We start from the raw sequence: 14,014 nt of genomic DNA, 5'->3' as shown, positions 1-14,014 counted from the left end.
GTCGAGGTCGGGGTGGTGGTCCAGATGATCGGCGAGCCGGGCGGCCTGGGCGTGCAGCGCCTGCTGGGATCGTGCTGAGATCACCCACGGCACCACCGGGACCGAACCCCGTGCGGCCGGTCCTTCTCGACGACCGTCGGATGCGGCGGCGAGGGAGTGACCATCGTTCTGGGCAGCGGACGCTTTCAGGGAACCGTTCGGCGAGACGGCGTGAGACGCCTGCGGGGTGTCGTCCCGCTCGGGTGCTTGTTCGAGGATGACGTGGGCGTTGGTGCCGCTGATCCCGAACGACGAAACGCCCGCACGTCTCGGGCGGCCGGTCTCCGGCCAGGGAACGGGCTCCGTCAGCAGCGCTAGGCCCGCGGACCAGTCGACGTACGGGGACGCCTCGTCGGCGTGCAGCGTCTTCGGCAACACGCCGTGCCGCATGGCCAGCACCATTTTCATGACGCCGGCGACGCCCGCGGCGGCCTGGGTGTGGCCGATGTTCGACTTCAGCGAGCCGAGCCACAGCGGCCGGTCGGCGGGCCGGTCCTGGCCGTACGTCGCCAGCAGCGCCTGCGCCTCGACGGGGTCGCCGAGCCTCGTGCCCGTCCCGTGCGCCTCCAGCGCGTCCACATCCGAAGGACCGAGCCCGGCGTCCCTCAGGGCCTGGCGGATCACCCGCTGCTGAGACAGGCCGTTGGGCGCGGTGAGGCCGTTGGAGGCGCCGTCCTGGTTGACGGCGGTGCCGCGGATGACGGCCAGCACCGGGTGGCCGTTTCTGCGTGCGTCCGACAGGCGTTCGACCAGCAGCAGGCCGACGCCCTCGGCCCAGCCGGTGCCGTCCGCGGAGGAGGAGAACGCCTTGCACCGCCCATCGGGAGCGAGCCCGCCCTGCCGGGAGAACTCGGTGAACATGCCGGGTGACGACATCACCGTCACCCCGCCGGCCAGGGCGAGGTCCGACTCGCCCGACCGCAGCGACCGTACGGCCAGGTGCAGCGCGACCAGCGACGACGAGCAGGCCGTGTCCACCGTCACCGCAGGCCCTTCGAGCCCGAAGGTGTAGGCGATCCGCCCGGAGGCGACGCTGGTCGCCATGCCCGTGAGGGCGTAGCCCTCGGATCCTCCGGCCGCCTCGTGCAACCGGGGGCCGTAGTCCTGGGGCATCATGCCGACGAACACGCCGGTGCGGGTCCCGGCCAGCGACCGCGGCACGACACCGGCCCGTTCGAAGGCCTCCCACGCCACCTCCAGCAGGAGACGCTGCTGGGGGTCCATGGCCGCCGCCTCGCGGGGACTGATGCCGAAGAACTCCGCGTCGAAGCGGTCGGCGTCGTGCAGGAAGCCGCCCTCACCGGTCACGGAGGTGCCCGGCCGCGTCGCGGCGGGATCGTGCAGCGCCTCCACGTCCCAGCCCCGGTTGGCGGGGGAGGCGGTGACGGCGTCGGCGCCGTCGAGGACGAGGTCCCAGAGCCTCTCAGGGCTGTCGGCGCCCGGGTATCGCCCGGCCATGGCGACCACCGCGATCGGCTCGTCGGCCGTCCCCTCCCCGGACGCCGGTGCGGGAGGCGCCGAGGGAGCGGTCGTCCCGCCGCCGGACAGGGCGAGCAGGTGGCGGGCCAGCGCGAGGGGCGAAGGGTGCTCGAAGGTGACGGTCGCGGGAACCGTCAGGCCGGTGGCCGTGGCCAGGGCGTCCCGCAGCTCCACCACGCCCAGCGAGTCGAGCCCCAGGTCCTTGAAGGAGAGGTCCGGTGGGACGCTCCGCGCGTCCGCGTGCCCCAGGACGGCCGCCGTGGCGGAAAGCACGAGATCGAGCGACGCCTGCTCGCTCCTCGCGACCTCCGGATCCCGGGACGCCTCCTGCCGGCTCTGTGTCTCCTGTCTGCTGCGTGTCTCCTGCCGGCTTTCTCCCGGCACGGGATCGGCCGGTGCCGGCCGCGCGTCCGGGTCCGCCGGCGCGGCGACGGTGTCGATCCAGTGCCGGCGACGCTGGAAGGGATAGGTGGGCAGCGGCACGCGCCGCGCGCCCGGCCGTACGGCACGGCTCCAGTCGACGTGCGCGCCGTTGACGTGGAGCGTGCCGAGCGCCCGGAGGAATTCGCCCAGGTCCCCCCTGCCGCGGCGGAGCGTTCCGGTGACCACCCGTCCGAGGCCCGGCGCGGCGTCGGTGGCGTCCAGAATCTCCCGGACTCCCGGAACCAGGATCGGGTGGGGGCTGGCCTCCACGAACACCGTGTGCCCGTCACTCAGCGCGGCCGCGACGGCCTCGTCGAACCGCACGGTGTGGCGCAGGTTGCGATACCAGTAGTCCGCGTTCAGCTCCGCGGTGTCGAGCCGCCCGCCGGTCAGCCCGGAGTAGAAGGCAACGCCGCTCTGCCGGGCCGGGTGCCCCGGCAGACAGGCCAGCAGCCGGTCCCGTACGGCCTCGGCGTGCGCCGAATGGGAGGCGTAGTCGATCCGCACCCGCCGCACCGCGACGCCCTCGGCCTGGTATCGGGCGATCAGCTCGTCCAGCGCGTCCGCGTCACCGGAGACGACCGTGACCGAGGGGCCGTTGACGGCGCCGATCTCCAGGCGTCCCGCCCATTCGGCCACCCGCGCCTCGACCACGGGACGCGGCAGCGGGACCGAGGCCATCCCGCCGCGGCCCGATATCGCGGCGAGCGCCTGACTGCGCAGGACCACGATCGCGGCGGCGTCCTCCAGCGACAGGGCGCCCGCGACGTGCGCGGCGGCGATCTCCCCTTGGGAGTGGCCGATGACCGCGTCGGGACGGACGCCGAAGTGCTCCCACAGCCGGGCCAGTGCCACCATGACGGCGAACAACGCGGGCTGCACGACGTCCACCCGCTCGAACGACGCCGCGCCCGGCAGATCCCACAGCACGTCCCGGGGCGACCAGTCCACGTGGGGCTGGAGGGCCTCGGAGACCTCGGCCAGATGCCGGGCGAAGACAGGAGAGGCGTCGGCCAGGTCCCTGCTCATGCCTGCCCACTGGCTGCCCTGACCGGGGAAGACCAGCACGGTGCCGCCGAGGTCGCGCGCCCTGCCCTGCACCACCCCGGACGCCAGGTCGCCCGCGCCGAACGCGCGCAGCCGTTTCCGCACGTCCTGGTGGTCCGTGCCCACCGCGACCGCCCGGTGTTCGAACGCGGTGCGACCGGTGGCCAGCGACAGCGCGACGTCGGACAGGTCGGCGTCGAGTGCGGCCGAGCCGCTCAGCCGGGCGGCCTGCTCGCGCAGCGCCGCCGGGTCGCGCGCCGACAGAACGAGAGGGACGACCTCCGGGGTGCTCCCGCCGGGGCCGGCATCCTCGCCTTCCCGGGCCGGCCCGGCATCGGTGGCGATCTCGTCCCGAGCCGGCGCTCCCGGCCCGGAGGCCGCGGGCCGCGGCGGCGGCTCGGCGAGGACGACGTGGCAGTTCGCTCCGCCCACTCCAAAGGAGCTGACCCCGGCGACCAGCGGCGCGTCCGGGCGCGGCCAGGGGGAGAGCTCGGTGGCGACCCGCAGGTTGAGGGCGTCGAGGTCGATGCCGGGGTTCGGCGTCTCGTAGTTCAGGCTGGCCGGAACCTCCCGGTGGTGGATGCTGAGCACGGCCTTGAGCAGCCCGACGATCCCGGCAGCTCCCTCCAGGTGGCCGACGTTCGTCTTCGCCGACCCGACCAGGAGCGGCCGCGTCGCGGGCCGGGCCGCGCCGAGCGCGGCGCCGAGGGCCGCCGCCTCGATCGGGTCGCCGACCCTGGTGCCGGTGCCGTGCAGCTCGACGACCTGTACGGCGGCAGGATCGACGCCCGCCCTTTCCACGGCCAGTCGTACGACCCGCTCCTGGGCGGCGGCGTCGGGGACGGTGAGGCCGGGGGTCGCGCCGTCGTTGTTGACCGCGCTGCCCAGGATGACGGCGTAGACGTGGTCCTCGTCGGCCAGTGCCTGCCGCAGCGGCTTCAGCACGACGATCCCGCCGCCCTCCCCGCGCGCGTAGCCGTTGGCCCGGGCGTCGAAGGTGAAGCACCGCCCGTCGGGGGACAGGCCGCCGAACCGCCCGGCGGTCGCCGTGCTCTCCGGGACGAGGTTGAGGTTCACCCCGCCCGCGAGCGCGACGGCCGCCTCACCCGAGCGCAGGCTCTCACAGGCCAGATGGACCGCCACCAGGGCGGACGACTGCGCGGTGTCGACGGTCAAGCTCGGCCCGCGCAGGTCCAGCGCGTACGAGACGCGGTTGGCCAGGATGCCGCGGGTGAGCCCGGCGAGCGTGTGGCGGGGGATGGCCGCCTCTCCCCCCTGGTAGACGAGCGTGGCGTAGTCGGCGGCCATCGCCCCGATGACCACGCTCGCCGGCGTGCCCCCGAGATCGCCGGGCCGGATGCCGGCGTCCTCCAGCGCCTCCCAGGCGAGCTCCAGCGTCAGCCGCTGCTGGGGGTCCATCGCCGCCGCCTCCTTCGGCGAGACGCCGAAGAACCCCGCGTCGAACTCGTCGACCCGGTCCAGGAACCCGCCTCGCAGGCCGGCGAGCCGGGGCTCGCCCGCCACGCGGCTCTCCGGGGGCGGGCCGACCGCGTCGCGCCCGGCGCGCAGCAGGTCCCACAGGTCTCGCGGGTGCGGCGCTCCCGGCAGCCGGCAGGCGAGCCCGACCACCGCGACCGCGTTCTCGCCGTAGCCGACCGCCTCGTCCATGGTGAACATCCGTCCCCTCGCGTCGTGCCCGTGCTTCTCGTCGTGCCTGTCGTCGTTTTCGCCGCTTCAGGTCTCGCGCCTGCTCGCTCGCGTGAACGCGCGACCGGTCCGGCCGCATTCGCCGCTTTCCCTCACCGTGGAAGGTGGTACGGCCCGGGCTGTCCCTATTCCACGGCCGAAACGGAAAAGGAAACAGCCCGGTCCGCCCGCGGGAGGCCTTTCCGGAGAGCGCTGAGCAGCGGCGGCGCGGTTTTCGCCGTACCCGCGCTTCCCGTCCGGAGCTCGTGGCTCCGGCCCAGCCAACCTGATCGACATTTGCACGAATTTCGTGCGATAGTCAACTGTGACGCCCATCACGGCATATCGGCTCATTCATAATGATTTCTTTCTATATTTCCATCGGAAATCGTAATTGGACCCCGATGGTGCGGCCCGCCTACCGTTTCCGGGGAAACGCGAGCGCACGCACATCGATGGGGGTAGATCCATGACCGTTGCCGAGGCGGTGGCGGCGCAGGAGAGCCGCGACGTCCGCAAACCCGTGGCCCGGCTCGGCCGCCTGCTCGACGGGGACTCGATGACGCCGCTGCACGCGGAGGACGGCAGCGGCGTGCTCGCGGTCACCGGGCGCGTCCACGGCTCCCCGGTGGTCGCCTTCTGCACCGACGCGACGGTCATGGGCGGGGCGCTGGGGCTGGCCGGGGCCCGGCACATCGTCGCCGCCGTGGACGAGGCGCTGCGGCGCCGGGTGCCGGTGATCGGCGTGTGGCACTGCGGCGGGGCCCGTCTCGCCGACGGCGTGGAGTCGATGCACGGCGCCGGACTGGTCTTCGAGGCGAACATCCGCGCCTCGGGCCGGGTGCCGCAGATTTCCGTCATCGTGGGCCCGGCGGCGGGCGCGGCGGCGTACGGACCGGCCCTCACCGACCTGATCGTCATGTCCGACCTGGGCCGGGTGTTCGTCACCGGCCCCGACGTGGTCCGCAGCGTGACGGGCGAGGAGATCGACATGGAGGGGCTCGGCGGCGCCGACGCGCACGGCCGCCGCTCCGGCGTGGTGCACGTGGTCGCCGGGGACGAGGACGACGCCTACCGCCGCACCCGCACCCTCACCGGCCTGCTGGCCGACATCGGCGGGTACGCCCTGGACGGCCTGACCGACGACCGCGACCCGGCCGCCCTGCTCCCCGAGTCGGCCCGCCGCGCGTACGACATCCGCCCGGTGATCCGCGCGCTGCTCGACCACGGCGAGGACGGTGCCGCGTTCGTGGAGATCCAGGCCCGCTGGGCGCCGAACATCGTCGTCGGGCTCGGCCGCCTCGCCGGGCACACGGTCGGCGTCGTGGCGAACAACCCGCTCCGCAAGGGCGGCTGCCTCGACGCCCTGTCGGCGGAGAAGGCCGCCCGGTTCGTCCGTATGTGCGATGCCCACGGCGTTCCACTGGTCGTGCTGGCGGACGTTCCCGGCTACCTCCCGGGAGTCGACCAGGAGTGGGGCGGCGTGGTCCGCCGGGGGGCGAAGCTGCTGCACGCCTTCGCCGAGGCGACCGTGCCGCGGGCGACGGTGGTCGTCCGCAAGTCCTACGGCGGCGCCTACATCGCCATGAACTCCCGCTCGCTCGGGGCGACCGCCGTCTTCGCCTGGCCGGGCGCGGAGGTGGCGGTCATGGGGGCCGAGGCGGCAGTGGAGATCCTGCACCGCCGGCGCCTCGCCGCGGCCGCCTCCGCGGAGGACAGGGAGCGGCTGCGCGCCGACCTGGTGCGGGAACACGAGGAGCTGTCGGGCGGCGTCCGCCGGGCGCTCGACCTCCAGGTCGTGGACGAGGTGATCGACCCGCGGACGACCCGGCGGCGGCTCGCCGAGGCCCTCGCCGCGGCGCCGGCCACGCGGGGAGCGCACAACAACATCCCGCTCTGACCCGCCCGGCTCTTTCCGGTACGGAACCGGGGTGGCACGGAGGCGCGTGAGCGCCCCTCAGCGCGGCAGTGTTCTGGAAGCGCTCACGATTCTCCCAGGCTGACGGCGGCTCTCACCGTGGGCGGGCCTGCTTCCGGCGGGAGCGCTGTCGCGTTGAACGGCCACCAGTTCCGCTCGCCGAGCATTATCGCGAGAGCGGGGACGAGCAGGGCCCGCACGAGGAAGGTGTCGGCGAGCAGGCCCAGGGTCACCACGAAGCCGATCTGGAACAGCGACTCCATCTGGATCACCATCAACGTGGCGAAGGTGGCGGCGAGCACGAGGCCCGCGGAGGTGATCACGCCACCGGTCCGCGCGAGGGCCTCCGTCACCGCACGGCGGGTTTCGTGCTTGCGGAGCTGCTCGCGGATCCGGCCGAGGAGGAACACGTTGTAATCGACGCCCAGGGCGACGAGGAAGATGAACGCGTATATCGGCAGATTCGGGTCCGAGGCCGGCTGGCCCATGAGGTGGGTGAAGACGAGGGAGCTGACGCCGAGGGCGAAGCCGAAGGAGAGGATCACGGTCGCGATCACGTAGAGCGGCATCACCACCGCACGCAGGAGCACGGCGAGGACGACGAGGATCAGGGCGAGGCTGACCGGGACGATCAGCCCGGTGTCACGGCCGAGTGCCTGGCGGGCATCGTAGTTCTCTGCCACGGTCCCGCCGATCATGACCGTCCGGCCGCCGGCCGCGCGCTCGGCGACCTCGCGCAGCGCGGGGACGGCGTCGGTGGCCTGCTCCGAGAACGGATCCATCCGCAGGTCCGCGTCGAAGGTGATCAGGTCGTTCGCGGAACCCGGCCGGCCTTGCGCCTCCGCCCCCGGGGAGGAGCCGTCCGCCCCGACCGACCTCGCCACCGCGTGCATGTCGGCGACCGGCGTGTGCGTGCCTTCGGTGAGAGCGCTCTGGACCTTCCCGGCCACATCGTCGGCCACGACGATGCGAAGCGGCGCCGCCCGGCCGGGGATGAAGTGGTCGCGGATCACCTGCTGGCCGAGGACCGAGTCCGGCGCCTCACGAAAGGACTCGGAGAAGTCGAGCGCCGGACGCCCGCCGAGGCCGGCCAGCGCGCCCGCGGCGAGGACGGCGGCGACCGCCGCGGCGATCACCCCCGGGCGTGCGTGGACGAGGCCCACGACGCGCTCCCAGAACGTGATCGCGGGTGCGGACCCGGGATCGAGGCGGGGGACCGCCGGCCAGAACGCCCGCCGGCCGAGCGCGGTGAGCACCGCGGGCAGGAGCGTCAGGCCGGCACAGACCATGACCGCGACGCCGAGGGCGAGGATCGGGCCCATCTCGCGCGTGGCGTTGAAGTCGGCGAGGGCGAGGATCGTCATCGTGCCGATGACGATCGCTCCGGCGGAGACGATCGCCGGGCCGGTGCGCCGGGCGGCGGCGACCATCGCCTCTCTGACGTCCCGCGTCCGGCGCAGCTCGTCGCGGAACCGCGCCACGATCAGCAGGCAGTAGTCGGTGCCCGCGCCGAACATCAGCACGACCAGGATCGAGGTCGTCTGCCCGCTGATGTCGGTGGCCCCGGCGGCGACGAGGCCGTAGGCGAGGCCGGAGGTGACCAGGTAGGCGAGGGCGACGACGGCCAGCGGCACCAGAGCGACCAGCGGCGAGCGGTAGGTCACGAGCAGCAGGAGCAGCAGTACGGCGACGGTGACCGCCAGGAGGGTTCCGTTGACCCCTCCGAGCGCGGCGTTCCGATCGGCCTCGAATCCGGCGCGGCCGGTCACGAAGGCCCTCAGCCCGCTCTCGTCGCCGGTGGCCGGCGGGACGACCTCGCGGATCGCCGCGACCGCCTGCTCGATGTCGGGCGTCGAGTCGTCGGCCATCAGGACCGTGCTCAAGATGACGGTTTCGTCGGGTGAGGTGAGCAGCGAGGCGCCCGGGCTCATGTCGAGCGGGTCGGCCTCGCCGCACGCGCGCTGGTATGGGGTGGCGACCATCCTCAGGTTCGGGATCGCGGCGGAGCGGCACAGCGCGAGGGCGTCGGTGTCGGCGCGCCGTCCGTCGTCCGGGGTGATCCCGCTCTCGCGGAAGTAGACGATCACCGCCGCCGTCTCGCTGCCGAGCCGGAACCGCTCGTCGACGATCTTCTTGACCGCCGCGGACTCGGATCCCCGGACGAGAAAGGTCTCGCTCTCGTCGGCGGCCCGCTCGTTGAGGTCGGCTTGCAGCGGCACCGCGAGCATCGCGAACGCGAGCCACGCCGCGATCACGACCCACCGTGACCGCCGGCCTGCGGCGATCATCGAAACCCTGGTGAGAAGCCGCATCGGGCCGCCGCCCTCAGAGACCACCACCGACACCCTCTATCTGGGTGACGACGCCGTGCGCGGTGTAGACGTAGATCCTCGCCAGGTCGATCTCTATCGGCACGGGCAGGCTCCTGTCGTCCTCGCGCGAGACGACGATCTCGCAGTTGTGGCGGGCCGCCTTCTCACGGGCCTCGGCCAGATCCAGACCGAGCAGCTCCGCCGTGTCGAAGGCGTTCTCCGCGGGCTTGTACTGGTCGGCACCCCCGTTCTGCCCGGTCTCCACCATCGGGCATTGCAGCGCGGTCAGGTCGCGCCCCTTCGCCTTCGCCTCGCCGGAGTCGTCGCTGCATCCCGTCAGGGTCAGCGCTCCGATGGTGATCGACACTGTGGCCGCAGCGACGCTGAGAAGTCGCCGGTGAACTCTCTGCCCGCTCATAGCGGGGACGCTAACCGACGAAACCGCCTGGATCAAGACAACTAACGTCCGCAATGAGGGAATCAACGTCAGATTGAGACTGACTTTCCATTTTCTAAGACGAAAGTTCTTGACACATGGATAAAAGATGCGGACGCTACGTCTGAACCTCGGGCGGTCGAACCACATCGCTCCGGCCGCGGGGCTGGTCGCCGCCGCATAGGGAGAGGAAGTGAGTGGTATGCGGAACGCCGCGCTGCCCGCGCGGAGTGTGAGGCGTTCTCTGATCGCGCTGACTACGGTCGCTTTAGGGGCTCAGATGCTCACCCCGGCGACCACTGCCCAAGCGAAGAGCACCCCCCAGGCTGCTGCCGCCCCTGCGACGAGCACCGGGACGGCCGACAAAGGTTTCCTTGCGGCTCCTGCCAAGGCGGAGGACAGCAAGAGAATCCTCATCTATACCGGTACGACCGGATACCGGCACGCCGATGGGATCGACAACGGGCGCCCTGTGGTGCAGGCCGCTCTCGAGGACGCAGGCTACGAGGTCGATTGGGAGGACTGCGACAACAACGGCGGCGGCGCGAACAACTGCGACAACCCGAACAAGAATCCCCGGATCTTCACCGACGAGAACCTGTCCCGATACGACGCGATCCTGTTCCTGAACTCATCCTGGTCATGGGCAGGCGGCGGCCGGCCCGGACCGCTCCTCGACCAGGCCCAGCGCGACGCGTTGATCCGCTTCACCCAGAACAGCGGCGGAATCGCGGCCGTGCACAACATGACCGACGCCGGCGCCGGCACCTCCGTGTGGGACTGGTGGGACGGCGGGCCGGACAGCCTCATCGGCACGACGATGACCGCCCACTCGAACGGGTCGGCGACCGGCAACGCCGCGACCGTCCAGGTCGCCGACCACAACCACCTCTCCACCAAAGACCTGCCCGACACCTACCAGATCGCCGACGAGCACTACAACTTCGTCCGCAGCGTCCGGGGCACCCACCATGTGCTCGCGACCTTCGACGAGCGCACCTACAACACCGGCAGCCAGAAGATGGGCGCGGACCACCCCACGACGTGGTGCAAGCTCTACGACGGCGACAGGGTCAAGGACGGCACCGCCACCCAGCGGCCCTACAACGACGGACGGACCTGGGTGACCTCGCAGGGTCACTTCGGCGTGCGTTACACCGAGAACGGCGGCGACAACCCGCTGGTCAAGCAGATCGTCGGCGGGGTGCGCTGGGTCGCGGGCGAGGGGGACAAGACCGACTGCTCGGGCACCGTCTGGTCGAACTTCACCCGTACGACCCTGGTCGACAACGCGAACGGCCCGATGGCTCTCGACGTGGCGCGGGACGGCAAGCTCTACTGGACCGAGATCGGTCCCGCGACGGGCTACCAGACCCAGGGTTACGTGAAGATGCACGACCCGAACGGCCCGCCGAACAACTCGACCACGGTCGCGACGATCCCGACGCGCGCCGACCACGGCAACTCCGAAGACGGCGTGCTGGGGATGAGCCTGGAGCCGGGCTTCGATCTGTCGAAGCCGGACAAGCGCGACATCTATGTCTACTACTCCCCGCGCAACCCCGACTGGCCGACCACGGGCAACCAGCAGACGGTCGGCTACAACGTGATCAGCCGCTTCACGCTGAACGAGGACGGCACCGCGTTCCTGCCCGCACAGGCGGGAGGTGACCCGGCGCATCCGTACGACGAGCGGGAGATCCTGCGCGTGCCCAAGGCGAAGATCTCGGGCAACCCGTCAGGCTTCCCGGGCGGCCCCACCGACAACGGCCCCGGCCATGTCGGGGGCGCGGGCCTGGTGTTCGACTCCGAGGGCAACCTCTACCTCGGCGTCGGCGACGACACCTCGCCGAACGCGCCCGGCCACAACCGCTACCCGCCGATGGACCACCGTGCCTCGGAGCGCTGGGACGCGCGCAAGACGGCGGCGAACACCGCCGACCTGCGCGGCAAGATCCTGCGCATCAAGCCGATCGACGACATCCCGAGCGGCGAGGACCCCGGCCTGGACAAGACCTACACGGTTCCCGAGGGCAACATGTTCCCGCCGGGGACCGCGAAGACCCGGCCGGAGATCTACGCCATGGGCTTCCGGCAGCCCTTCACGGTGCACGTCGACCCCGCGCATCCGGGTACGGTCGTCGTCGGCGAGTACTGCCACGACAACTCGGTGGACCAGGCCGATCGTGCCCCGGCCGGCACCTGTGAGTGGGATCTGGTCGACAAGCCGAGCTTCCAGGGCTGGCCGTTCTGCGTCGGCGACAACTCGAAGACCAACACCACGTGGCGCTGGAACTACGCGACCAACTCCTCGACCGGCCAGCAGTACGACTGCTCGCTCGACAAGATCCCGTCCGACCTCACCTGGGCTCCGCCGGGGGGCACGGGCTCGCAGCCCACGTTCCAGGGCCTGGATGAGATCCCCGGCCCCGCCAAGCCGGCGACGATCTGGCGCAAGTACCCCGGCAACCCGGGCAGTCAGGATCCGCTGGCCTTCGGCGACCTGGGCTCCGGCGGCATGCAGCCGGTCACCGGCCCGGTCTACCGATACAAGGACAGCTACGGTCCCGGCGCCTTCCCGCCCTACTACGACGGCTCGTGGCTGATCACCAACCGTGGGGACGACAACGGGTTCTGGAAGGAGGTCCGCCTGCGGCAGGACAACAACCAGATGCTCCGGGTCAACGACTGGCTGCCGGTCAACCACTTCGGCACGCCGAACAACAGCTTCGTGATCCCGACCAGGTTCGGGCCCGACGGCGCCCTCTACATGGGGCGCTGGACCTTCGGCTGCTGCCGCAGCCAGATCAACTCCACGATGAAGATGGAGCTGGTCAAGATCGAGTTCAAGCCCCAGACCACGTGCGCCGAGGACACCCAGGCGCCGACGGTGTCGAACCAGATCGAGGGCCGGGCCCACCCCGGCCAGCAGAACACCTACATCGACTCGGCCACGCTCAAGCTCACCGCCAACGACGTCGGCTGTGCCGGCGTGGAGAAGGTCGAATACCGCGTCAACGGCGGAGAGTGGACCGCCTACGACGCGCCGGTCCCGTTCAAGACTCCGGGGAAGTACACCGTCGACTACCGGGCCACCGACTACTCCGGTAACACCTCCACCTCGCAGAGCGTCGTCTTCACTGTGGCCGACGGCGGCAAGACGCTCCCCACGACGTGCGACATCTACGCGATGGGCACGACGTGGAGTCCCGGCAACTGCGAGATCGCCCGCGGTGGCACCATCACCTGGCACTTCAACGCGCCCGACGCGGCGATGCCGCACGATGTCTGGCTCGTGCCGCCAGGCGGCAACCCGGACCCGAACGCCGGCGACATCTTCGAGGTCACCAAGGGCGCCGTCTCGCCGGGAGGCCCGCCGGTCTCGTACACCTTGGACAAGGAAGGGACCTGGACGGTCATCTGCAGGTTCCACTCGGGCTACGACGGCACGAAGTGGATCGGCATGGTCACGACGATCACGGTCGGAGGAGGGGCCGCGGGGGTGTACACCATCTCCGCCAAGCACAGCGGCAAGTTCGTCGCGCCGCAGAACGCCTCCACCGCAGATGACGCCCCGATCGTGCAGATGAGTGCGACGGAGGGCGGCGAGCAGCAGTGGGAGGCCGTTCCCTTCACCGCGGGGGCCTACCAGCTCAAGAACGTCAAGAGCGGCAAGTGCCTTGACGTGCCGAGGGGCTCGACGGCGACGGGCACCCAGCTCGTCCAGTACGCCTGCCATCCCGACGGGCACCAGGACCAGGTCAACCAGAGGTTCTATCTCGTCCCATCCGGAGACGCCTACCAGATCACTTCGGCGGTGAGCGGGCTGTGCCTCGACATCAACGGCAGGTCGACGGCCAACGGCGCCGCGTTGATCCAGTGGACCTGCAGCAACGACGACAACCAGCGGTTCGCCTTCACTCCGGTGTCCTCGTCTCCCGGCGTTCCGCTGACCGTGACCGCCTCGTCCCGCTGTGTGGGCACGTCGGCGTACGTGGCGGTGACGGCGGTCAACGACGGTGACGTGCCGGCGACGGTGGAGCTGACCACCCCGTACGGCTCGAAGACCGTGGCCGACGTGGCCCCGGGCAAGCAGGCCTACCAGTCCTTCAACGCGCGTGCCGGGCAGATCGGCGCGGGCAAGGCGACGGTCAAGGGGACCGCGACGATCGACGGCAAGCAGGTCACCGCGACCTACGACGCCGCCTACAACGCGATCAGCTGCGCCTGACCACGCCACCGGCGGTGACCTCGGACGACGGGGGCACCACGACGACGCCACCACGACGGGGTCACCGCCGTAGCTCAACCCGGGGCCGGCCGCCCGGCAGGCCGGCCCCGCCCCCCATGGATGGAGCGAACATGAAAATCAACAGAGCGACGCAGGTGCTCGCCGCGTCCGTGCTCGGTCTGGCCCTCGCGGGTGCCGGCCTGGCCGGTCCCGCGGCGGCCGACGACGACCCCTCCGGCACCGGCGGCGTCGACGTGTCGGTGAACATCCAGTCCACCAGCACCCCCGGCCAGCTGTCGATGACGGTGGCCGACAACACGGGGGTGTCGCTGCAGGAGAACGGGTCGGACGCCACCGCCCGCCAGTTCACCGGCACCCTGCCGACGGTCACCGTGACCGACACCCGCACCCCCGAGGAGATCCCCGACGGTGAGTACTGGGCG

6 protein-coding genes are annotated in these 14,014 nt (G+C 71.4%); 3 read left to right on the top strand and 3 right to left on the bottom strand.

Annotation, left to right across the window (positions count from 1 at the left end; genetic code table 11):
- A partial coding sequence (locus FLV34_RS37365) for a type I polyketide synthase (RefSeq protein ID WP_222709769.1) occupies window positions 1-4,656 on the bottom strand: 4,656 nt, incomplete at its 3' end.
- Between the two features lie 487 nt (window positions 4,657-5,143).
- On the opposite strand from FLV34_RS37365, the gene FLV34_RS37360 reads away from it, so the two are divergent.
- On the top strand, window positions 5,144-6,574 hold the full coding sequence (locus tag FLV34_RS37360; RefSeq protein WP_142648844.1) for an acyl-CoA carboxylase subunit beta: 1,431 nt from the start codon (window positions 5,144-5,146) through the stop codon (window positions 6,572-6,574).
- An 83-nt stretch (window positions 6,575-6,657) separates the two neighbouring features.
- Here FLV34_RS37360 and FLV34_RS37355 read toward each other — a convergent pair whose 3' ends face one another.
- Complete coding sequence (locus FLV34_RS37355; protein WP_147945381.1) at window positions 6,658-8,928, bottom strand: MMPL family transporter; 2,271 nt, start codon at window positions 8,926-8,928, stop codon at window positions 6,658-6,660.
- A complete protein-coding gene (locus FLV34_RS37350) occupies window positions 8,918-9,322 on the bottom strand; it encodes a hypothetical protein (protein WP_142648842.1) in 405 nt (134 codons plus the stop codon). The genes FLV34_RS37355 and FLV34_RS37350 overlap by 11 nt, the downstream gene beginning before the upstream one ends.
- Before the next feature lie 220 nt (window positions 9,323-9,542).
- Between FLV34_RS37350 and FLV34_RS37345 the strand changes: the two genes are divergently transcribed.
- On the top strand, window positions 9,543-13,571 hold the full coding sequence (locus tag FLV34_RS37345; RefSeq protein WP_142648841.1) for a ThuA domain-containing protein: 4,029 nt from the start codon (window positions 9,543-9,545) through the stop codon (window positions 13,569-13,571).
- Between the two features lie 131 nt (window positions 13,572-13,702).
- Window positions 13,703-14,014, top strand: a 312-nt coding sequence (locus tag FLV34_RS37340) for a hypothetical protein (RefSeq protein ID WP_222709768.1), incomplete at its 3' end; no start/stop codon positions are given.

The sequence above is a fragment of the Microbispora sp. CSR-4 genome (assembly GCF_008033685.1).
Taxonomy (GTDB): Bacteria; Actinomycetota; Actinomycetes; order Streptosporangiales; family Streptosporangiaceae; genus Microbispora.
Note: the sequence above shows the minus strand (reverse complement) of the source record. Positions and strands in the feature narration are given on the sequence as shown.